We start from the raw sequence: 21,192 nt of genomic DNA, 5'->3' as shown, positions 1-21,192 counted from the left end.
CTCAACGACGAGGACGGTCGACATGAGCATTGCGACTCGAGCTAACGGCACGGCGCCGCCCGAGGTGCCGCTCGCCGATGTCGACCTGGGCACGTGGGACTTCTGGGCACTCGACGACGATCTGCGCGACGGGGCGTTCGCCACCCTACGGCGCGAGGCGCCGATCTCGTTCTGGCCTGAGCCCGTCCAAGAAGGCTTCCAGGCAGGCGGCGGGCATTGGGCGCTGACCGGACTCGACGACGTTTTCTACGCCAGCCGCCATCCCGAGATCTTCAGCTCCAGCCCGAACATCACCATCAACGACCAGACGCCGGAGGTGTCCGAGTACTTCGGCTCGATGATCGTGCTCGACGACCCTCGGCACCAGCGGCTGCGATCGATCGTCAGCAGGGCTTTCACCCCGAAAGTCGTGGCCCGCATCGAGCAATCGGTGCGCGAGCGGGCGCACCGGCTGGTCGCCTCGATGATCGCCGCTCATCCCGACGGCAATGGTGAAGCGGTCAGCGAGCTAGCCGGACCGCTGCCGCTGCAGGTCATCTGCGACATGATGGGGATTCCCGAGGAGGACCATCAGCGGATTTTCCACTGGACCAACGTTATCCTCGGCTTCGGCGACCCGGATCTGACTACCGAATTCGATGAGTTCGTTCGGGTTTCGATGGAAATCGGCGCCTACGCCAGCGCGTTGGCGGAGGATCGTCGCGTCAATCACCATGACGATCTGACGACGAGCCTGGTGGAAGCCGAGGTCGACGGCGAGGGGTTGACCTCGGCCGAGGTCGCGTCGTTCTTCATCCTGCTGGCAGTCGCCGGCAACGAGACGACGCGCAACGCGATCAGCCACGGCTTGCTCGCCCTGACCCGTTACCCGGAGCAACGACAGACGTGGTGGTCCGACTTCGACGGTGTATCGCACACGGCGGTCGAAGAAGTTGTGCGGTGGGCGTCACCGGTGATCTACATGCGACGCACCCTTACCCGCGACTTCGAGCTGAGCGGGACGAAGATGTCCGCCGGCGACAAGGCGACGCTGTGGTACTGCTCGGCCAATCGCGACGAGTCGAAGTTCGCCGATCCGTGGAAGTTCGATGTCACCCGCAACCCGAATCCGCATGTCGGCTTCGGCGGCGGGGGCGCACATTTCTGTCTTGGCGCCAACTTGGCTCGTCGCGAGATCCGAGTCATGTTCGAGGAACTGCACCGCGAGATACCCGATATCGTCGCGACCGAGGAGCCCACACGGTTGCTGTCGGCGTTCATCCACGGCATCAAGACACTCCCGATCGCCTGGACGCCGCCGGGCTGATTTCAGCCCATTGCGGAACGTCAGAACCGTATAGTCGGCGCATGCCGCCGGGCGGCGAGGAACGGAGGAAACCCGTGAAGATCCCGAAGACAGTGGTAGTCGGCGTCGCGCTCACCGCGGCCGGGCTGGCGCTCGCGCCGAGCGCCGCAGCCGGGATGCTGATCGGCAACTATGAAGTCGAGACCACGCGGGATCCGAGTCACTCCTGGCTCTGGAATGTCAGAAAATGCCGGGTTGAGGCTCCGGACTGTGTCCACGTCAATGCCCAACCAAGGCCCAACGGGCAAGCGGAGCCTTGGAACGCAGATGGACATCTCGCCAATGGGCGGTACACGATGGTCGTCGACGTGCCCGATGGTGTGCGCTGCACCGTGTACTTCCTGCCGTCGCACGACACCTATTCCTGGGATGCGGTGACGCTGGCCGGGTCGGTGGATTCCACTTTTGACGCCGGCTGCGGCGGTGCTCCCGGTGGGACAGTGTCATACCCATTTACGCTCCAGCGTTACTAAAGCCACACCGGGTCGAGGGGCCCGCCCATCGCGATACGGTATGGCAACATTGAAACTTCCTCTCTTACAATCTAAGTGCGGCTTGGCCGCTTCACTCGCCCTGCTGACCGCGCTCCCTGCCTGCCACCCGAGCGATCTTAAATCTGGTCATGCATCGACAACGACGGCCCCGACATCGGTGACCACGACAACCGCCGTCGCTGCCCCGCCCACGACACGAAATCCCCGCAGCGCTAAGTGGATTGACTTGCAGGTCGGTGATTGTCTGGCTGAGCTTCCACCGAGCGACCCCAGCGTGGTCACTGTCACCGTTGTCGACTGTGCGACCGTTCACGCGGCAGAGGTTTATCTTCGCGGGCCGCTGGCGGTGAATGCCGCCGTCGCCGATGTCGCCAACCGGGAGTGCGCTTCAGGGTTTCCCGGATACACCGGGCAATCCGTCGACGGCAGCTCATTCACGGTGACCTACCTCATCGACTCCGATCAGGATCGGACATCGGACAATCCCGCCCCAAGTACGGTCATCTGTCTGCTGCATGCGGCCGACGGTCGACCTCTGACCGAATCCGCACGGCGGTGAATCCCGATCTTCGCGGTCATTCTCAACCGACGGACACCGCCGCGCTCGCGAAGAGTTGACCCCATTCGTCACGAGCCGCCAACTGCGCGTCGGCAGCGGTGTGGGCTGAGTTTTCGCCACCGTTCGCGAGATGCACTAGCGCCCAGGCGATTGCGAACACTGGCATATTGTGACGTCGCGCCGCGCTGAGCAATTCGCGGAAAGCGGTCTCGGAAGGACACCGACGAAGGCCAATGAGAATGCCCTTCGCCGTGTCAAGGATGCGACCACCGTGCGCTTCCACCGTCATGCTGTGCCTACCTCCCGTTGAGCATGCGAATATCCGGTCGCCCAGATAGCCCCAGTGGCGAGGCGAACCGTTGTCGATGTGGATATTTCGCGGGCGTGATCCGCAATGGAGCACTGTGCCATGATTTGCGCATGCAGCCGAACGCGCCAGATCACCGGCTGGATCGGTACGCACCCGTGATCATCCTGGTACACAGCGCCGTGGATGGGCGCGCGGTGACGCCAGTGCACGTTTTCAGGTCATCGCGGCGGCGAGCGCCATGTGCCCTTCGAAGCCGAGCGAATTAGCTGCCGTCACGGTCATGGCTGAGCGGCATCGATATCTCTGGCGAATATCCCAAGCCGTGGACCGGTGAGATCGTCGCGGCCGCAGACGTGATTGTCAGCATGGGCTGCGGCGACACCGTCCCCGCCCGGCCCGGCCGTCGATACGAAGACTGGGACCTCGACGATCCGGCCGGCAAAGACGTGGCCGAGGTGCGGCTGATCCGCGACGAGATCGAACGCCGCATGTGCGAGTTGCTCGACGGCCTGCGGATTCCCTACCGGTCCTGAACGAGGCCCTCGAACCGAAGATGTGAAAGTTGACGGTTGGTACAGGATGATGTGCTGATGTTTGGCCTCGTCGTAATCGTCGCGCTGTTCGCCACGGTGATCGTGGGGACGGTAGTGGGCCGGCGCTATCGCGTGGGCCCCCCGGTTCTGCTCATCCTGCTCGGCGCGCTGTTGGGATTGATCCCTCGGCTCAGCGGCGTGCGACTCGACGGGGAGATCGTGCTGCTGCTGTTCTTACCGGCGATTCTCTATTGGGAAGGTCTGAACACCAGCTTCCGCGAGATCCGCAAGAACCTACGGTTGATCGCTTTCCTCAGCGTCGGCCTGGTGATTGCGACAGCGATAACGGTGACGTGGACTGCACGGGCGCTTGGCATGGAGTCACACGCGGCGTCGGTCCTGGGCGCCGTGCTCTCCCCCACCGACGCCGCCGCCGTGGCCGGCCTGGCGAAACAGCTACCGCGCCGCACGGTGACCGTGTTGAAGGCGGAAAGCATCATCAACGACGGGACCGCGCTGGTCCTCTTCACGGTGGCCGTGTCCGTTGCCGTCGGCGGCCACCCGGTCAGCCCGGCCGCCCTGACCGCCCGTTTCGTCGGCTCCTACCTCGGTGGCATCTGCGCCGGACTGCTGGTCGGGCTGGCCTCGACCCTGGTGCGCCGCCGAATCGACGCACCGCAGGAGGAAGGAGCCCTGAGCCTGCTGACGCCGTTCGCGGCGTTCTTGCTCGCCCAATCGATTCACTGCAGCGGCGTCGTGGCAGTTCTGGTGTCGGCCCTGGTAATGGCCTACGCCTCGCCGTACGTGATCAGGGCTCGGTCCCGCCTCCAGACATTCGCGTTCTGGGATCTGGCGACATTTCTGATCAACGGCTCGCTATGGGTGTTCGTCGGCGTGCAAATGCCCAAGGCGGTGCGCGGTATCGCGGGCGTCGACGGCGGAGTTCGGCACGCCGCTTTGCTGGCCCTTGCCGTCACCGGTGTGGTCGTTGTGACTCGGTTTATCTTTTCGGACCTTTTCACCTTCTTCCTTCGTGCTGTTGACAGGCGCGCGGTGCAGCGCACCCGTCGCGTCGACTGGCGCCAGCGGATGGTGTCCCGCTGGGCGGGCTTCCGCGGCGCAGTGTCGCTGGCCGCGGCGCTGGCGGTCCCGCTGACCACGCACAGCGGCGCCCCATTTCCGGACCGCAACCTGATCATCTTCGTCGTCTGCGTCGTGATTCTGGTGACCGTCCTCGTCCAGGGCGGCACGTTGCCCGACGTCGTTCGCTGGGCACGGCTGCCCGAAGATGTAAGTCGGGCACACGAATTGCAACTGGCCCGTTGTCGCGGCGCCCAGGCCGCCCTTGAAGCCCTGCCCGTGGTCGCCGGCGAAGTCGGCGCCGGCGACGAGCTAGTGCGGCGCCTGCGGAAGGAATACGAAGAACACGCGGCGCTCGTTGAAGCCGGCGGGGACGATGAGGGACCTAACGAGGTAGCTGAGCGCAATGATCTGCTTCGACGACTGCGGCTTGGCGTGCTCGAACACAAACGCCGGGCCATCACCGAGCTTCGAGACCAGAACCGGATCGACGACATCATTCTGCGCGAGTTGCAGTCGGTGATGGACCTCGAGGAGGTACGCCTGCTCGAGTCGGCCGACACCGAGTGAAGACGCGAAAGACCCTACTGTGCACCGACTTTAGCGGCGATTTGGTTGGCGATGTCGACGGCCGAGTTCTTCGGGTCGGGGCTGCAGGTGTTGACGTCGACGATGACATTGTTCTTGATCGCCAACGCCCGACCGCAGGCCCAACCGCCGGCCCGAGCCTGCTGTTGCGTCGCGATCGTGCTCAGCGCGCCGTCGGTATCGGATATCGGCCCGACGATCCATTCCGTCCCAGATTGGATATGGGTATATCCGTGGCAGGCCGGCCAGCGTAGGGCGGACGCGATTAAAAATAGACCGGCTTGTTTGGCGGTGGGAAATAACACCACCGCCTGCTCGGCGTAATGCGTGAAGTTATCGCCATCGTTGAGCGCCCGATCGCGCACGGCGGTGAAGCCGCTATCGGCGTAGACATCAGCCTGCGCCGACCCGTCGATGGCGAGGCATTCCCTGGGCTTCATCGTGGCGCTGTCGTCAGACATCGCGTCGTGCCTCCTGGTGACCGCCATTTGTGCCGCGCCCATTATGGGGCTGATCTGCTCAGGACTGAGCAGCAAATCATCGAGTTCACGCTCCACAACAGGGCGCGGAATGAGCGATCTGATGGTGGTCGTCGACGTGACAGCGGCGTGGTTGCTACCGGCGCCACAACCGGCGCTGAGAATGCAGATGCCGACAACGGCGAACGCTGCCGTGAAAAAGCGCATCCTTCGTCATCCCCATTCCCCGAAACCCCAAGCCTACCGTGGGCTTCGGCGGGTAATACCAACGAATTAAGCCAATTTTAGACTCCACTCAGTGATTCCAAATAGGGCGCGGATCGCTTGCGGAATTCGCCGGGGCCGCAGCGCGTAGCGACCACGTTGACGTGATCAGCGACGGATCGTCAAACGACTCATGGGCAAACCGTGCATTCGGTACCGTCAACCCGTGTCCCTCAGGCGGGAAAGCCCAATTCGGGGCCGGCGGCTGCGGCTCGATGAGGCGGTGATCGAGCGCGCGCTCATGAGCCCGGCCGGCTACCGGTACCTACTCCATCTGGCACCCCGCATCGACAAGGTGGTGATCCCCCGGACCCGCGGTCGGCTGAGTTCGGCCGGGATCGACAGGGTGGGACTCGTCAGCACCACCGGTGCGAAGTCCGGGCTGCCGCGCACCCATCCGCTGGTAGTCATCGACGACTCGGACGGGCTGCTTGCGATCGGGTCCAACTATGGCCGCCCGCCGCACCCGGCGTGGAGCACCAACTTGCTGGCGCACCCCGAATGCACGGTCGAGTTCAAGGGTCCGCCCAGGCAATACCGAGCCGAGCTGCTCACCGGCGACGCCCGCGCCTCGGCATGGGCCGTGGCCACCGACTTTTACGCTGGTTACGAGCGCTACCGAGCCAAATGCGCGCCGCGCGAGATCAGGGTCTTCCGCCTGCGGCCCATTGCCGGCTGACGCGCGTCAGCCTCTTCGGTACGCGGAGTTCATGGCCTGTTCAACCAACCGTCGATGTCAGATCGTTGACCGCACACGAGCAGCGGCTCTGCTGGCTATATGCGTGTCGTTCAGGTCGCCAACTTCTACGGACCTCGTTCCGGCGGCCTTCGCACCGCCGTGGACCGGCTCGGCGCGGAATACTGCGCCGTCGGCCACGAGGTGTTTCTGATTGTTCCCGGTCGGCACGCCGCCCATACCCGGCTGTCCACGGGTGTGGTGCGAATAACCGTGCCCGCCAGGTTGATTCCCTTCACCGGCGGGTACCGCGCGGTGTTGCCGGGACCCGTCCGGGCACTCCTGGAATCACTGGGACCCGATACGTTGGAGGTCTCTGACCGGCTCACGCTGAGGTCACTGGGCCGCTGGGGGCGCGAGCACGGCGCCATCACGGTGATGATCTCCCACGAGCGCCTCGATCGCCTTGCGGGCCAAATACTTCCGCGTCGAACCGCACGGAAGTTCGCCGACTTCGCCAACAGGCGAACGGCCGCAGACTACGACACCGTGGTGTGCACCACCGGGTTTGCCCGCGAAGAATTCGATCGCATCGGGGCGACGAATACCGTCACCGTCCCACTGGGCGTGGACCTGGAGACCTTCCATCCGTCTCGGCGCTCCGAGCTGGTACGGCAGCGCTGGGCAGCCCCGTCGCAGATCCTGCTGGTGCACTGCGGCCGCTTGTCGGTGGAAAAACGGGCCGACCGCAGCATCGACGCGGTCGCCGAGTTGTGTCGTGCCGGTATCGAGGCCCGACTTGTCGTCGTGGGCGACGGCCCGTTGCGGGCCAGGTTGCAACGGCAGGCCGCTGGACTGCCGATCGATTTCACCGGTTTCATTTCCGACCGGCATACCGTCGCCGCGTTGCTGGCTTCGGCTGACGTCGCGCTCGCGCCCGGTCCGCACGAAACTTTCGGGCTGGCTGCGCTGGAATCGCTCGCGTGTGGCACGCCGGTCGTGGTTTCCCGCACCTCGGCGCTGGGCGAAATCATCACCGCAGAGAGCGGCGCCTTGGCTGACAACGACCCCGCGGCCATCGCGCAAGCGGTCGGCGCGGTCGTCAGCCGGCCAGAAGACGACCGACGCGCCTGTGCGAGACGCCGTGCGGAGATGTTCACCTGGCAGCGCGCGGCAATCGGAATGCTGACGACGCTCGGCGCCGTGCCAGTCGCCGACGACTGCGACGACTCCGAGAACACCGCATAGCGCCCCGCGCCGAGGCGCCTAGCCGGGGTTAGCTCTGCGGACTGGAGTTGGCGGGTCCCACCTGACCGGTGAGCGGATTGACTTGTACCGTCATCGGCCCCCGCTGTCCAGCCGCGTTTCCCTTTCCGCGCTGCTGGGCTTGGGCGAGCGCGTTGATCACCGGGTTGTCCTTCAAGAGTTGCTTCCGGTCTTCATCGGACAGCTCGTAAAACGCCCACAGGCCCCAGGCGGCGGGCCGCACGTACAGCGTCACTTTCTGATGTCGACGTTTGTTTTGCGACAGCACCGCAGGAATGGGCACCACTCGATCCAGCGTCGCGGAACTCACCAGTTCCTGCGCGATCTTGTCCACATCCACCGCGTCCTGAAGCTCGTAGACCAACGACTGATGGGGTGTGTGGGATGTGCCCTGAAGGGCCAGGAACCACGCCATCCGGCGTCTCCTTCGCTCGTCGTTATCAGCGCAACTGTAAAGGACGCGGTCGCGTCGAGCGGCCAGAACTCAGCTCTCCCTCAACAGGTTCGCCGGTCCCCGCGTTCCACGACTAACGGGAATCGGGAAACGCCGCGGTGCCGGCGGGCGCGCCTCTCGCAACCACAACTGGCATCGACGTCGACGCATCGGTGCGCAGAATGGTGTGCACCACGTCGATCAGATCGTCGATCGGCATCAACTTGCCCGGCATGCAGCCACGCGACGACCAGAGCGGGACGGCCTTCATCGCGAGCTCCATGTCCCAGCCGGTGTTCATTCCGGTTTGGCCGTCGCCGTCCCCGCCCGCGCACTCCCCGACGATCAAGCACGTGAAGCCGATGTCCGGGTGTTCGGCCCGCCACGCGTCGACGAGTCTTTCCAGCGCCGCCTTGCTGACGCCGTACGCACCGAGGCCCGGCCAGGGCGGCCCGAAGGAGCCTGCGTCAGAAGAGAGGTAGACCGCCTTGCCCGCGGAGCTCGTCAGGTGTGGCACCGCCGCCGCCGTAACCAGCGCCGCACCGATGACATTGGTATCGAAGATCTGCCGCCAGGTTTGGGCATCCGTGTCGACCATCCGGACCAGAGGGCCAACCGCGGGGGTGTACACCAGGTTGTCGATGCCGCCGAGCGCCTCGGCGGCATCGTTGATGGCCGCTCGACAGGATCCCTCGTCGGTGACATCGCATTCGATGGCGATGGTGCCCGAGCCTGCTTCCTTGGCGGCAGCCTCGATGCGCGCGAGACGTCGGGCAAGCAACGCGACCTGAGCGCCACGCCGCGCGAGGCCGACACCGATGCAACGCCCAAGTCCGCTTGAGGCGCCGACCACCACTGTCCTTGACATATTCGCCCTCTCCTGTAACGAGCCCGCTGCAGGCAACAGCGTATCGGCCGCCAACCGAGCTGGTAACTCCCGGCTATCGCCGAGGTATCGAACGCCGATTCCAGGGACTTAGATGTAGCGTCCGGATAGTCGGTGACCTGGGATTTGTGAGTTTAGACACATCAACAACGGGCTAACCCCGGCACGCAATTGAGGATTTGGTGCGCAAACCGCACCTGGCTTCCGGGAGTGTGATCCAGATGGGCATGACCTCTTTCGCCGTAGCGGAAATGCGGTCCGATGACCGCGACTACGACAATTGGCTCGCCACCCTGACCCAAGCGTCTGCGCGCCTGGACATTTTGCAGACCGTGGTCACCGAACTATGCCAGCTATGCGAAAGCGAGGACGTGGTCAAAAGCCGACAAGTCCTGGCGATACTCGAAAGGCAAGGGGCGATCACCAAGGCCGCTGATACAAGCTCCGCCGCCCGACCGATGTAGAACGTCAGTCTGCTCAGTACGGTGAGCAGTATGAAGTATCTGGACGTCGACGGAATCGGACGAGTGAGCCGGATCGGGCTGGGCACCTGGCAGTTCGGGTCGCGGGAGTGGGGCTACGGGGACAATTACGCCTCGGGACCCGCCCGCGACATCGTGCGTCGCGCCCTCGCCCTAGGGGTCACCCTGTTCGATACCGCCGAGGCATACGGACTCGGCAAAAGCGAGCGCATCCTCGGTGAGGCACTTGGCGACGAGCGCACCGAGGTAGCGGTGGCCAGCAAGATCTTCCCGGTCGCCCCCTTTCCTGCCGTGGTCAAACAGCGCGAGCGCGCCAGTGCACGACGGCTGCGGCTAGACCGCATCCCGCTTTACCAAATCCACCAGCCCAACCCGGTAGTTCCGGACTCGGTGATCATGCCGGGCATGCGCGACCTGCTGGACAGCGGCGCCATCGGCGCAGCCGGCGTCTCGAACTATTCGCTGTCACGTTGGCAGAAGGCCGATGCCGCGCTCGGCCGGCCGGTCATCAGCAACCAGGTGCATTTCTCGCTCGCCCACCTTGGTCCGCTTGACGACCTCGTTCCGTTCGCCGAGCGCGAGAACCGCGTCGTGATCGCCTACAGCCCACTGGCACAAGGGCTTTTGGGCGGCAAGTACGGCGTCAACAACCGTCCTGGTGGGGTTCGCGCGATTAACCGGCTTTTCGGCACCGAGAACCTACGTCGTGTCGAGCCGCTGCTGCAGACGTTGCGCGACGTCGCGACGGAAGTCGGCGCCAAGCCGGCACAGGTCGCGCTGTCCTGGCTGATCAGCCTGCCTAACGTGGTCGCCATTCCCGGCGCGTCCAGTGTTGAGCAGCTCGAGTTCAACGTCGCCGCGGCCGATATCGAGCTGGGCGCAGACTCCCGCGACGCGCTCACCGAGGCGGCACGCAACTTCCGGCCGGTGTCGACGCGGCAATTCCTCGCCGAGACCGTCCGCGAGAAACTCGGCCGTCACTGATCCGGGTTGCTCTGCGCTAGGGCCGCGACTCCTCGGGAGTCCAGGCCAGGGGCTGGCCGGGCTGACCGGGAAATAGATAGTCGACGAAAGCCGCAGCGGTGGGTTGTGGTTCGTGATTGGCCAAGCCTGGTCGCTCGTTGGCTTCAATGAAGGCGTAGTCGGAGCCGGTGATATCTGGCACCAGCAGGTCGATGCCGGTCACCCGGATGCCGATCGCGTCGGCAGCAGCCACCGCAACCTCGCAGAGTTCCGGGTTCACCTCAAGGGTGACATCGTGGATCGTGCCGCCTTGGTGCAGGTTGGCGGTGTGGCGAACGCGGAGCCGAATTCCTTGCGGCAAGACGTCGTCCAGCATCCAGCCGGCTTCCGCGACCGTCGCCTCGGTGATGTCGTCCAGTGGGATGCGTGACTCACCACCGGTAGCCGCCGAGCGTCGTCGGCTCTCGGCGGCGATCAAGTCGCGGACGGTGTGCTCACCGGTGCCGATGATCTCCGGAGGCAACCTCAGCGCGGCGGCCACAACGCGACCATCGATCACCACCAACCGCAGGTCGCTGCCGGCGACCCGCTGCTCGATGAGTACCTCCGGATACTGCTCGCGCGCGCGTGCCACGGCGGCTGCGAGTTCTTCAGGCCCGTGGTCGGCGACAACGCCCACGGTGATGCCCTTCCCCTGCTCACCCCGGGTGGGTTTGACGACGACCTCGCCGACTTCTTTCAGAAACGCGTAGTCCCCATCGTTCAAGGTGGCCAGGCGGGCCCGAGGCACGGTGATGCCGGCTTCGGAGACCAGCCGGCGGGTCAGCCGTTTGTCGTCGCACCGGCACATGGCGATCGCGGAGGTGAACTCGGACAACGACTCACGGGTGATCACACTGCGACCACCGTGCGTCAGCCGCATCTCGCCGGTCTCGGCGTCCAGGACCTCCACCCAGATGCCGCGGCGCATCGCTTCGTCGGCGATGATCCGCGCGTAGGGATTGAGGTCGTCGACCGTCTCCGGCAGCGGGGTGAACAGCGGCTCGTTGATCGCGTTCTTGCGTTTGATCGCCAGCACCGGAACGCGGCGAAAGCCCAGTTTTTCGTAGAGCCCGATAGCCGCGACGTTGTCGTGCGCGACCGAAAGGTCCATGTAGGCGCGGCCCAGACCGTGGAAGTGTTGCGCCAGTGCCCGGGTCAGCGCCACTCCAATGCCCGGAAGTGCCGCGGCGGGGTCGACTGCCAGGGTCCACAGGCTGGATCCGTGCTCGGGGTCGGAGAACAGCAACTCGTGGTCCACGCCGGTCACGGTGCCGACCACGGCATCGTCGCCGTCGCGCACCGCAAGCAGATACGTGACCGCTTCCACATGCTGATGGTTGTGCCAGATCGTCTCGATTGGTGAAGGGACCATTCCGCACCGCACGAACACGCGGTTCATCGCATCGGCGTCGGCCGGGTCGTTCAGGCTGCGCACGGTGATCCCGATCGGCGATGGAGCCAGGTCTTCCTGGGTGGTCTCATCGGTAAAGCGCAGTCGATAGGTGTGGCTGGGATCGATGAAGAGCTCAGTCGGGGCCCCGGCGACCACCACGTGGGACTCGCGCGCGTAGATACAGATATCGCGGCGCCCGGGCGCTTCGCGTCGCAGCGCCTCGGTCAGCGTGGCGACATCGGCGAAGGTTTGACCGAAGATTAGTTTGCCCCAACCTAATTCGAGCTCCACATCTTTGGCCATCGCGTCCACGAGATGGGGCGGCGACGCGTCATGCAGGCCCAGCGTGATTGCTTCGGGATGGTCCTCTGACGGATCGATAACTGTCACGCCGCCGGACCTGTCCCGTCGCGGCGCCGCGGCCACGGCGGTTCCCACGTCATCGCCATGTTGTCTACCCAACTCAACAGTTCGTCTATCAACTTCCCTGTCGTATTCCAGGCCGCAGCACTAACCCCTAGTCTGGCACCGCCGGAATCTCCGCGCAGCCCCGGTCACGACGCGGCGGTTGGCAGGGTGTCGACTCCTATCGCCGGAAACGCCCCGCGAACCCGCGCAACGGCAGGTCGGCGCTGGTGATGAGTCCGGGCCGCGCAGCGACTACCGACGTGATCGCATTGAGGGCAGGCAGGCCGGTCACAGTCATGCCGATGGAGGCGAAATTCGCCGGATTGGACAGGTCGACGCCCGGCTTGGGGAAGATCATGTGCTTGTTGTAGACGCACGGGTCACCCGCGATTTGGGTGATGTAGCAGCCTTTGATGTTCCAGCTCGGATCGGTGTGCGGGGTCATCTGCCACTCCAGATGCGTCTCGACCCGAGGAACCCCGTCCACGATGCCCTGGTATTTGATGTAGTTACCACCCAGCGAGCCCTTGGGCAGCGTGTACCAGCCCAGGTCCACGTCCTTGGTGCACGCGCCCAGCTCGTAGGTGAATTTGACTTCGTCAAGCGGCAGATCGAAGCAGTCGGCCATCATCAGCACGCTGTCGGCAAAGACCCGGGTGTATTTCTCCAGCTTCGCCGGGATCTGCGGATCGTCGACCGGCAGGCCGTAGCCGACCTCGATCCAGGTGTCTTTGGAGTGATGACACGACACATCCACCGATTCGATGGTGGTGATGTTCTCGATCTCGGCGACGTCCGCCGAACACACCACGCCCAAAATCTGATTCAGCCCTGGATTCATCCCGGTGCCGTAGAACGTGGCGCCGCCCCTCTCACACGCCTCCTGAAGAAGCTGGGTTACCGGCTTGCCCGACGGATGCGGGTGATTCTTGTCGCGGTGCCACCCGGTGATCCAGTCGGCCGTCGTGACGATGTTGATTCCAGCCTCAAGGACTTTGACGTAGAGGTCCTCGTCGGGGAACACCCCGTGGAAGGTGACGACGTCCGGCTTGGCCGCGATGATCTCCTCGATGCTGCCGGTCGCCTTGACCCCGTTGGGAGCCAGGCCGACCAACTCGCCGGTGTCCTTGCCGATCTTTTCCGATGAGTAGCAGTGCACGCCAACGAGCTCCAGGTCAGGCTGTGCGGCAATCCGTTTGATCATCTCCGAGCCGACGTTTCCGGTGGCTACCTGAAACACGCGAATCGGTCGAGCGGGTGCATTCATTCGGTTCAGCCTTTCTCGGATGCGGCGGCGGTGTTACCACCAATGTTGTCGGCGGCGCTGCCGCCAACCCCGTCGGGATAGAACTGCTTGGCCCACTTGCGAATTGCGGTGAAGCCCTCGTACTCGGCGGTGGCCAGCGCGGGTGGATCCGAATATCGCTGGTGCCCCCAGATGTGGACATCCTGCTCGAACTGCCGGATCACTTCCTGCCCGAAGGCTCGCGCCTTGGTTTGGGCCTTTTCCAGGCCAATGGCGGATTCCTTGCCCGGTGTCCGGCCGATGTACACCATGAACCGGACGTCGGAGGTGCACTCGTCAACCGGGGTGATCGCGGAGATGGTGCGGTTGTCGACCATGCCCCAACTCTTGGTCACCGCGATGCCCAAACCCCCGTTGACGGCCTCCACGCGGCTTTTGATGTCTTCGATCTTCTGGTTGTCGTCACCTTCGAAGGTGATGGTGAAGTCGACAAAGGACACCGGCTCGTCGAAGTCGTGGCGGGTGAACACCGGGACGATCGGGGTGCTGTGCACGTACTTGAAATGGGCGAAGTCCACGCCGTTTTCGAGCACATACTGTGGGTGCAACTCCAGGCGTTCCCGGTACAACCGCTGCTGCGGGTAGTAGTCGTCGGCGCTGCTGCCGTCGTTGAATCCGGCGAATACGTCCGGCGCGTCGAAGTACGGCTGACGACCGCCGACGTCGTGCCAGATGTAGACCGACTCGTTGCGCTCTATCACCGGATAGGTGCGGATCCGTCGGCCGCGATTGGGGCGATCTTGGTAGGGGATACAGACGTTGCGGCCCTGCTGGCTCCACTGCCATCCGTGAAACGGGCACTGCAATACCTCGCCGACGACCTTGCCGCCGTAACCGAGGTGTGCGCCGAGATGTTCGCAGTAAGCGTTCATCACGGTGAGCTGGCCGGACTCGTTCCGCCAGGCGACCATCTCCTGGTCGAAGTACTTCATCGCGTGGACATCGCCGATGCCGATCTCGTCGGACCAGGCAACTTGGAACCAGCCGGTCGGTTTCATCGACAACGGCGGCTTGGCCATATCACTTGTCCCTCCTGCCATCTCGGGGCGCCGTCAGGAATCATAGTCGGCCCAACGAAAGAATCCTAGTGGGCACTATGAAAGTGCGGCAAACCCGCTACCATTCAGGTAATGACGCAAGCAGACGTGCATCAACGGCGCAGCAACAAGCGCGGACTCGCGACCCGCCAGACGATGCTGGACGCCGCGGTGCGCTCGCTGGCCTCCGGCGACCCCGGCGCGGTGTCGGCCACCCGAATTGCCAGGGAGAGCGGCGCCACCTGGGGCGCGGTGCAGTATCAGTTCGGCGACGTGGACGGGTTCTGGGCAGCCGTGCTGCATGGCACCGCCGAGCGCCGTGATGCGACGTTTTCGGCGTGGGCCAGCGTCAAACCGGGCGCACCCCTGCGTGAGCGGGTTGGTGCGATCATCGACACCCTCTACCGCGGGCTGGCGTCGGAGGATTCCCGCGCAATCGAGAATCTGCGGGCGGCGCTGCCCCGTGACCATCACGAGCTGGAACGTCTCTATCCGCGTACCGCTGCTGAATTGTTCTCCTGGGGTAAGAGCTGGCAGGAAACCTGCCAAAGCGCCTTCGCTGGTCTCGGTGTCGACCCACAGCGAGTCCGCGAGGTGGCCGCTCTGATCCCCGGTGCGATGCGCGGGCTGGTCTCCGAGCGCCAGCTCGGCTCTTACGCCGACCTTGACGAAGCCCGGCGAGGCTTGACGAACGCGCTCGCGGCCTACCTGGAGAACTCCCGCCCATAGTCGGCTCGACCGTCGTGCCGGTTCGGCCGTCCACCGCACCGGCTCCGGGAGGCCGGCATTCGGGTGCCAGCCTCCAAAATCCCCCACGCGCCAACGAACTTCACGCTCGCCAGCAGTAATCACGAGACGGCGAGCTGCAGCCGCTCTCGGCGCCGGACCAGGATGCTGGGTAGCCAGTCCCCGACGTCGGCGGCCTCGATCCAGCTCGTGCGCTCGAGTAGCATGCCCAACACGATGCGAGCTTCCAGACGCGCCAGCGCGGCTCCCACACAAAAGTGCACCCCCTTGCCGAACGTCAGGTGAGCTTTTGCGATGCTGCGGTCGAGGCGGAAATCGTTGGGCGCATCGAAGTGATCCGGGTCGCGGTTGGCCGCTCCCCAGAGCAGTAGCAAATGAGAATCGGCGGGCACGTCAACCCCGGCTAAGGTGGTGTTGCGCAGCACATGTCGATAGTGTCCGCGAAACGGCGACTCGAAGCGCAACGCCTCTTCGATGAAAACACCAAGTAATTCGGGATTTTCACGAACCTGCTGTTGGATGTCGGGGCGATCGGTGAGAATCCCGGCCGCGCTGCCCAACAGCGAAGCGGTCGATTCGCCGGCCGCGCCAAAGAGCGTGAGCATGATCGACAGCGCCGGGATTTGCTCCAACTCGCCCGCCGCACAACGGGCGGCCACGTCACCGATCAGGCCGTGTTCAGCGTTGGCGCTGGCTTTGTCAAAATATTTCAAGACGTAGCTGGACAGTTCCATGGCTGCCATTCCGGCCGCTTGGAGCTGGTCAGCGGTGACGATCCCGTCGAGCAGCGTGGTGGCGGCGTATCCGAGCTGAATGAGTTTGTCGACGTCGTCATCGGCCAGGCCCAATAGCCTCGCAACCACCATCATGGGCAGCCGATTCGCCATGGCGCTCATCCACTCGATCTGCCCGTCGTGCAGATTCTCCTCCCACAACCGGTCGGCGGTGTCGGCCGCGAACTCTTCGATGATCCGGATCCGCTTCGCCGACAAGTGCGGCAACAAGATTTTGCGGTGCATCGCATGCGCCGGATCATCAGCGGTGGCCAAGGCGTGAGAGGGGTCCCCGGGCGGGCCCATGTGGAATGGGGTGACGGTGCCGTCATCGTGGTAGACCATCGTCGCGGTGAGATTCGACGAAAAATCCTCGACCCGTTCGACGGCCTCCCTCAATGCATTCCAACCGCACACGACGTAGAACGCCGAATTACCGATACGGTGCACGGCCGCCTCGGCACGCATGCGCTCATATAGCGGATACGGATTCTGTAACGCCTCGGCGCTGAAGAGCTGGGTCGAATCATCCACGACCGTCATGGGTTCAGGCTGAATGCCAACAGGGGGCTGGGTCAACGGGGCGCGGCAAAGTTGAGAAGCGGCTCCCCCGCGAGCCGAGTACACCCGAAATTGCCGATATGGCGCAACCTGGGCTTTATCGTGAGAAAAATGAACTGAAAATCCTCAAGGTGAGAGAACTATTTCACCGGACTGCGACCGAGGGAGCTCAGTGGGATGCCTCGCCATGACTGGCTGGTCGGACGGGATCGCCAAAGCGAAGCTGCTGATCGGATCTACGCCGCGGCCGCCGATTTGATTGCCCGCCGGGGATATGAGGCCTTCACCATCGAGACCTTGGCAGCGCAGGTGCACTGCTCGCCCGCGACGATCTACCGTCATGCCGGCGGCAAGGCTGCGATCCGCGACGCCGTCATCGCTATTCAAGCGGCGCGCATCGTCGACACGGCGCGCCAAGCCATCAAAGACCTCACCGGCCCGGACCGGGTAGTGACCGCCACCATTGTCGCCCTGCAGGGTCTGCAATCGGATCCGCTGGCCCACTTGATGCAGTCGATGCACGCGACTCCCATCAGCGAATGGATCACCAGCTCATCCGCCGTCACCGGGTTTGCCAGCGAAATGCTGGGCCTCGAGAACGACGATCCACTTGCCGCGCAATGGCTCATCCGGGTGTTCTTGGCTCTGTGGTGCTGGCCGCTCAAAGACCCCGCTGCGCAACGCATCATGCTGCAACGCTTCCTCGGGCCGCCCTACCGCGCCGACATCTGAACGACGGAGCCGGCACCATTTGTTAAACGGAACCGGTGTCTGCGTTCATACAATCGTGGGGTGGTTGTTCATTTTCAAATTTATTGCATCCGTGGCGGATTCGGCGATAAATTGTCGGTCATGACTAAGACCAGCACCGTGAAGATCATCATCGGCGGCGGCGGCGGCGGCCGCCGGGGTGGCGGCGGGGGTGGCGGCCGCCGTGGTGGCGGCGGGGGCGGCGGCCGGTAAGGCCGAAACCGCTCCTCCCTTACGATTCGCCCCTGAGCTACCACCTGGGGAGCTAGGGCGTGCTGGCGGCACGGCGCCCTAAATTCCGACGGTGCAGTCGATTTCGTTGCGCTTCGGCTCGGAGCTGTTCTCCTTGTCGTCGGCAGGCTCGTAGATGAAGCTGCGCGACGTCGCGCCGACGAGCAGGGTGATGGCAGTGGCGATTATGGCGTCGATAGTCGCCTTTCTTGACAGCACCGTTGTGAACTTGGCGCTGCCGGCTACCGAACGCGCCATCGGCGATCCTGATCACCGGGCGCGTTATCCAAGGATTGGGCGGCGCGTATTTGGTGCCCGGGTCGCTGGCGCTGATCGACTCCGCATTCGACCGCGCGAACCGACCCGCAGCCATCGGTTCACCAGCACACCGTTGACCGCACTGAATTTGTCATCCGTCGCGCCCGAGCACGGAGGAATCGCCTCAGCGATCCAAAACGCGGCGGGCCGCCTTTCTGCGCTGATCGCGACGGCCTGCGTGGGGCTGATCGCCGCCAGCACACTGACCGATGCCAGCTTCGGACGGGTGCTGCAAGTCGCCGCGGTGTTGTTCTTCATCGCCGCCGTCGTCGGCGCCTTCATCAACCCGACCGTTCCCGTTGAGCCGGTTTCCTGTGAAGTCGCCGCGCTATGCCACGACCGCCACGACGCCCGCCCCCAGCTCGCCCATGCGTCTGTCGACGGCGGCCGCCTCGCCGCTGAGGATCAGGGTTCCTGAAATCGGCGATGCCCACGCGAAGCCGTCGGCGGCTGGAAGACTACTGGCATGCAGGCGATTAGCAGCATCGTGCGTCAGGCTGTCCCCGAGGATGCGAACGCCTGCGTGGCGATTTACCGCCCCTATGTCGAAGACACCGCGATCAGTTGGGAAATCGCAGTACCGCCGGTGGACGAGATGGCTGCGCGTATCGCCGGGTTGCGCGCCACCCACGAATGGCTCGTCCTGGAACGCAAGGATCAACTCGTCGGCTTCGCCTACGGGCAGCCGCTGAAACGCCTGGGTACCTTCCAATGGTCAACCGAGACGGGCATCTATATGCGCGCGGACCATCATCGCACCGGCGGCGGCCGCGAACTCTACGCGCAACTACTGCGCCGACTCACCGAACGTGGTTATCGCCAAGCCTTCGCCGGCATTACCCAACCGAACGCGGCCAGCAACGGTTTTCATCGATCCTTCGGATTTCAGGATGTCGGCCTCTACCGGCACGCGGAATGGAAACACGGCAGCTGGCACGACATCGCATGGATGCAACTCGACCTGCTCGACGCTGCCGAGCGGCACCGACCGCCTGGGCCAATCGTCTGACCGGCGCTGATTGATAGGGTCCGGTCATGACAGTCCTGAGTGGACGCCTGGCGGATTTCGTGGCCTGATTACCTTTAGCCGCAGGCAGGCCCGGCTCGTCGACTAGACCCCATGGCCGTGTATCTGAACGAACTACGAGTCCCTTTGCACCACAGGCAGGTGCAGCTTGATGACTTCAGTCAGGTGACGCCCGACATCGTCCAGCGCAGCTGTCGACTGCGCTGCGACCGAGAGGATGACAGCACCTTCGATGGCGGCGACGGTCAAGGCCGCCAACGAGCGTGCGTTGTCACGATCGGCGCCGGATCTGGCCAGTCGATCGGCGAGGAGCGTCTGCCACTCACCGACGGCCGCGGAAGCCACCTGCGCGGCTGCCGGCGCTTCGGAACGACCGAGGATCGCTGCCACAATCGGGCAACCTGCTTGCATCTCCGTCGCACTCAGCTGCGCCTTCCATTCATCGATGAAAGTCTGGACCGCCTGCGCGGGATCGCCGCCGTCGTCGGCTGACTGGATCACCGCGGTCAAGGCTTCCCCGGCGAGGCGGGTGGCTTCAGCAACGAGTTCCGCCTTGCCGCCGGGAAAGTTCAGGTACACGGTTCTGCGGGCGACTCCGCTGTCCTCAAGTAGCGCGTTGAGGCCGGTCCCGGCGACACCCCGCCGTCGCACCAATCCCGTCACACTGGCGATGAGCGCATCCCGCGCGGACATCTTTTGCCACCTCCGCCTGTCCCCAAGCTTTCCTTGCCTCGGGGTTGTACTATACCAATCGGTCTACTAGCGTCGAGAGCTATGACGAGCGCCAACGGAGACAAGACGCTGCGAAAGTTTCGCAGAGAACGTGCGATCGGACGCCTGCTCAACCCTGCGGTGCAGGGGCTGAGCAGACTGGGGGTGCGCACCGCCATGGCGACCGAACTGGAGACCATCGGGCGCAAGACCGGCCAGGCACGCCGGGTTCCCGTGTCGGCTCAATTCGACAACGACGGTGCCTGGCTGATCAGCCAGCACGGCACCCGCTCGGGTTGGGGCAGAAATATCGCCGATAATCCGAATATCCGTGTGCGACAGGGGAATCAATGGCGCTCCGGAGTCGCGGCATTCAGGCCGGACGACGATGTGGTCGCACGCGGCCGCAAGTTCGGACGACTGGGAGCCAAGGTGGCAAAGGCGCTGGAAACGACTCCCGTGTCGGTTCGGATCGACTTCACGGACTAGTCGGTTCTCTTCGACCGGTGCTAACCGGGCGTTTGAGTGGCGCCGGCGGTATGGCCGTCGACTCGCGACGCACCAGTGAACTGACCGTGTTCGAACCTTCCGGACCCCACCTGTAGCGGCTCACGCTGGATGCTGCTTATCGAGGCGACGACAACCGACGGATCGAACAGGGTTTAGCCGAACTCCAGCAGTGCCAGGGTTCGACGCAGCGGGCTGAGGGCTCGTATCCGGTAGGCGCTCGACATCAAGCCGTTGAACAGCAGCCTGCGAGTGACCACACCCTCAAGACCTAATTAGCGCTCCCGACAACCAAGCTTAGATCCTGGGGGCGGGGACCCCGAGCCCTGGGGCTTCGCGGGTTTCAGCCGAGAGCAACGCCAACAACGTCTCGCGCAGCTCTCCGAATCGGTGTTCTCCCAAAGCATCGCGCCAACCCTTCTCCACGTCGAGCGCGGTGGAACGCATCACGCGCAGTGCGTGCCGGCCCCGGGGCGTCAGCTCGATGATCCGCGCACGGGCGTCGGAGGGGTGAGGCCCTCGAAGGACGTAGTCGTGACGTTCCAGCGCGACCACCGCCTGAGCCACCGCCTGTCGGCTGACCCTGAGCCGGTCAGCCAGATCTGATGCGTGCAACCCGCCGGCTGCCAGCGGCACCAGGGCAACCGCCTGCGCGGGCCGGATCCCGTCGAGCCCGGCGGCCGCGAAAGCCGCCCTCAATCGGGGCGCTCCGGACCTGGCCACCTGATTCACCAGTGCCGGCACCGTGGGCTCCCACTTGGCATCTCGAACAGTTCGCATGGCCTACGAGTGTGCCACTCCTATCACAATTGACAAGTTGCTTGTCAAATATCGGTACGGCTGTCACGATGGGGACATGCGGTCTCGATACTTTCGCGCACCTGTCGTGTGTCTCGTCGGAGCCTTGGTCGTGGCACTCGGCGGGTGCATCGGTGGCGGTCGCGCACTCGGAATACCGGGTGCGCAGTCGATCCCGGTCGGGCAGTCCACACAAACCATCGACGTCGGCGGGGTCAGCCGAAC

Annotated in this window: 24 protein-coding genes and 1 pseudogene; 14 read left to right on the top strand and 11 right to left on the bottom strand. The window is 64.3% G+C overall.

What is annotated here, in order from left to right; genetic code table 11:
* Positions 1-22 precede the first annotated feature (22 nt).
* Genes VNW74_RS23695 through VNW74_RS23685 form a run of 3 tightly spaced genes read left to right on the top strand, consistent with a single transcriptional unit; the run spans position 23 to position 2,398 of the window.
* A complete protein-coding gene (locus VNW74_RS23695) occupies positions 23-1,306 on the top strand; it encodes a cytochrome P450 (protein ID WP_325681346.1) in 1,284 nt (427 codons plus the stop codon).
* Between the two features lie 41 nt (positions 1,307-1,347).
* Positions 1,348-1,818, top strand: coding sequence for a hypothetical protein (locus VNW74_RS23690; RefSeq protein WP_414686757.1), 471 nt, complete (start codon positions 1,348-1,350; stop codon positions 1,816-1,818).
* 49 nt (positions 1,819-1,867) lie between these two features.
* Complete coding sequence (locus VNW74_RS23685) at positions 1,868-2,398, top strand: hypothetical protein (protein ID WP_414686756.1); 531 nt, start codon at positions 1,868-1,870, stop codon at positions 2,396-2,398.
* A 22-nt stretch (positions 2,399-2,420) separates the two neighbouring features.
* Here VNW74_RS23685 and VNW74_RS23680 read toward each other — a convergent pair whose 3' ends face one another.
* A complete protein-coding gene (locus VNW74_RS23680) occupies positions 2,421-2,687 on the bottom strand; it encodes an ANTAR domain-containing protein (protein ID WP_325681342.1) in 267 nt (88 codons plus the stop codon).
* 232 nt (positions 2,688-2,919) lie between these two features.
* Between VNW74_RS23680 and VNW74_RS23675 the strand changes: the two are divergent.
* Together VNW74_RS23675 and VNW74_RS23670 are read left to right on the top strand one after the other, a co-directional pair.
* Positions 2,920-3,241: pseudogene (locus tag VNW74_RS23675) on the top strand (low molecular weight phosphatase family protein); the annotation flags it as partial.
* Positions 3,242-3,298: 57 nt separating this feature from the next.
* The gene (locus tag VNW74_RS23670; RefSeq protein WP_325681340.1) at positions 3,299-4,891 is read left to right on the top strand and encodes a Na+/H+ antiporter; all 1,593 of its coding nucleotides are present in this window, start codon (positions 3,299-3,301) and stop codon (positions 4,889-4,891) included.
* Between the two features lie 14 nt (positions 4,892-4,905).
* Here the strand turns inward: VNW74_RS23670 and VNW74_RS23665 are convergent, their stop codons facing one another.
* The gene (locus VNW74_RS23665; RefSeq protein ID WP_325681338.1) at positions 4,906-5,595 is read right to left on the bottom strand and encodes a sensor domain-containing protein; all 690 of its coding nucleotides are present in this window, start codon (positions 5,593-5,595) and stop codon (positions 4,906-4,908) included.
* A gap of 223 nt (positions 5,596-5,818) precedes the next feature.
* On the opposite strand from VNW74_RS23665, the gene VNW74_RS23660 reads away from it, so the two are divergent.
* Together VNW74_RS23660 and VNW74_RS23655 are read left to right on the top strand one after the other, a co-directional pair.
* Positions 5,819-6,331 (top strand): nitroreductase family deazaflavin-dependent oxidoreductase, encoded by a 513-nt coding sequence (locus VNW74_RS23660; protein WP_325681336.1) that lies wholly within the window; start codon positions 5,819-5,821, stop codon positions 6,329-6,331.
* 99 nt (positions 6,332-6,430) lie between these two features.
* Positions 6,431-7,576, top strand: a complete 1,146-nt coding sequence (locus tag VNW74_RS23655) for a glycosyltransferase (protein WP_325681334.1) — start codon at positions 6,431-6,433, stop codon at positions 7,574-7,576.
* A gap of 28 nt (positions 7,577-7,604) precedes the next feature.
* Here VNW74_RS23655 and VNW74_RS23650 read toward each other — a convergent pair whose 3' ends face one another.
* Both VNW74_RS23650 and VNW74_RS23645 read right to left on the bottom strand, forming a co-directional pair.
* A complete protein-coding gene (locus VNW74_RS23650; protein WP_325681332.1) occupies positions 7,605-8,009 on the bottom strand; it encodes a hypothetical protein in 405 nt (134 codons plus the stop codon).
* Positions 8,010-8,121: 112 nt separating this feature from the next.
* Entirely contained in the window at positions 8,122-8,883 is a 762-nt protein-coding gene (locus VNW74_RS23645; RefSeq protein WP_325681401.1) for an SDR family oxidoreductase, read from the bottom strand.
* Between the two features lie 212 nt (positions 8,884-9,095).
* On the opposite strand from VNW74_RS23645, the gene VNW74_RS23640 reads away from it, so the two are divergent.
* Together VNW74_RS23640 and VNW74_RS23635 are read left to right on the top strand one after the other, a co-directional pair.
* The gene (locus VNW74_RS23640; RefSeq protein WP_325681330.1) at positions 9,096-9,377 is read left to right on the top strand and encodes a hypothetical protein; all 282 of its coding nucleotides are present in this window, start codon (positions 9,096-9,098) and stop codon (positions 9,375-9,377) included.
* A gap of 30 nt (positions 9,378-9,407) precedes the next feature.
* Positions 9,408-10,379, top strand: coding sequence for an aldo/keto reductase (locus tag VNW74_RS23635; RefSeq protein WP_325681328.1), 972 nt, complete (start codon positions 9,408-9,410; stop codon positions 10,377-10,379).
* A gap of 16 nt (positions 10,380-10,395) precedes the next feature.
* Here the strand turns inward: VNW74_RS23635 and ngg are convergent, their stop codons facing one another.
* The 3 genes from ngg to VNW74_RS23620 form a co-directional block, all read right to left on the bottom strand.
* Entirely contained in the window at positions 10,396-12,183 is a 1,788-nt protein-coding gene (ngg, locus tag VNW74_RS23630; protein WP_325681398.1) for an N-acetylglutaminylglutamine synthetase, read from the bottom strand.
* Between the two features lie 196 nt (positions 12,184-12,379).
* On the bottom strand, positions 12,380-13,468 hold the full coding sequence (locus VNW74_RS23625) for a dihydrodipicolinate reductase (protein WP_325681326.1): 1,089 nt from the start codon (positions 13,466-13,468) through the stop codon (positions 12,380-12,382).
* Positions 13,469-13,473: 5 nt separating this feature from the next.
* Complete coding sequence (locus VNW74_RS23620; RefSeq protein WP_325681324.1) at positions 13,474-14,526, bottom strand: Rieske 2Fe-2S domain-containing protein; 1,053 nt, start codon at positions 14,524-14,526, stop codon at positions 13,474-13,476.
* 111 nt (positions 14,527-14,637) lie between these two features.
* On the opposite strand from VNW74_RS23620, the gene VNW74_RS23615 reads away from it, so the two are divergent.
* Positions 14,638-15,273 (top strand): TetR/AcrR family transcriptional regulator, encoded by a 636-nt coding sequence (locus VNW74_RS23615; protein ID WP_325681322.1) that lies wholly within the window; start codon positions 14,638-14,640, stop codon positions 15,271-15,273.
* A gap of 119 nt (positions 15,274-15,392) precedes the next feature.
* Here VNW74_RS23615 and VNW74_RS23610 read toward each other — a convergent pair whose 3' ends face one another.
* Positions 15,393-16,607, bottom strand: coding sequence for a cytochrome P450 (locus VNW74_RS23610; RefSeq protein ID WP_325681319.1), 1,215 nt, complete (start codon positions 16,605-16,607; stop codon positions 15,393-15,395).
* Between the two features lie 195 nt (positions 16,608-16,802).
* Between VNW74_RS23610 and VNW74_RS23605 the strand changes: the two genes are divergently transcribed.
* Complete coding sequence (locus tag VNW74_RS23605; protein ID WP_325681317.1) at positions 16,803-17,357, top strand: helix-turn-helix domain-containing protein; 555 nt, start codon at positions 16,803-16,805, stop codon at positions 17,355-17,357.
* Positions 17,358-17,666: 309 nt separating this feature from the next.
* On the opposite strand, the gene VNW74_RS23600 is transcribed toward VNW74_RS23605, so the two are convergent.
* Positions 17,667-17,864: a hypothetical protein gene (locus tag VNW74_RS23600; RefSeq protein ID WP_325681315.1), complete on the bottom strand. Its 198-nt coding sequence runs from the start codon at positions 17,862-17,864 to the stop codon at positions 17,667-17,669.
* 133 nt (positions 17,865-17,997) lie between these two features.
* Here VNW74_RS23600 and VNW74_RS23595 point away from each other — a divergent pair, with 133 nt between their 5' ends.
* Both VNW74_RS23595 and VNW74_RS23590 read left to right on the top strand, forming a co-directional pair.
* The gene (locus VNW74_RS23595) at positions 17,998-18,342 is read left to right on the top strand and encodes a hypothetical protein (protein ID WP_325681313.1); all 345 of its coding nucleotides are present in this window, start codon (positions 17,998-18,000) and stop codon (positions 18,340-18,342) included.
* A gap of 48 nt (positions 18,343-18,390) precedes the next feature.
* Complete coding sequence (locus tag VNW74_RS23590) at positions 18,391-18,933, top strand: GNAT family N-acetyltransferase (RefSeq protein WP_325681312.1); 543 nt, start codon at positions 18,391-18,393, stop codon at positions 18,931-18,933.
* Positions 18,934-19,065: 132 nt separating this feature from the next.
* On the opposite strand, the gene VNW74_RS23585 is transcribed toward VNW74_RS23590, so the two are convergent.
* Complete coding sequence (locus VNW74_RS23585) at positions 19,066-19,644, bottom strand: TetR/AcrR family transcriptional regulator (protein WP_325681310.1); 579 nt, start codon at positions 19,642-19,644, stop codon at positions 19,066-19,068.
* Positions 19,645-19,725: 81 nt separating this feature from the next.
* Here VNW74_RS23585 and VNW74_RS23580 point away from each other — a divergent pair, with 81 nt between their 5' ends.
* Positions 19,726-20,151, top strand: coding sequence for a nitroreductase/quinone reductase family protein (locus tag VNW74_RS23580; RefSeq protein WP_325681308.1), 426 nt, complete (start codon positions 19,726-19,728; stop codon positions 20,149-20,151).
* Between the two features lie 315 nt (positions 20,152-20,466).
* Here the strand turns inward: VNW74_RS23580 and VNW74_RS23575 are convergent, their stop codons facing one another.
* A complete protein-coding gene (locus tag VNW74_RS23575; RefSeq protein WP_325681306.1) occupies positions 20,467-20,949 on the bottom strand; it encodes a MarR family winged helix-turn-helix transcriptional regulator in 483 nt (160 codons plus the stop codon).
* Between the last annotated feature and the right edge of the window lie 243 nt (positions 20,950-21,192).

It is taken from the genome of Mycobacterium sp. (assembly GCF_035570115.1).
Classification (GTDB): Bacteria; Actinomycetota; Actinomycetes; order Mycobacteriales; family Mycobacteriaceae; genus Mycobacterium.
The sequence above is the reverse complement of the archived record's forward strand: the minus strand, read 5'-3'. Positions and strand labels throughout refer to the sequence as shown.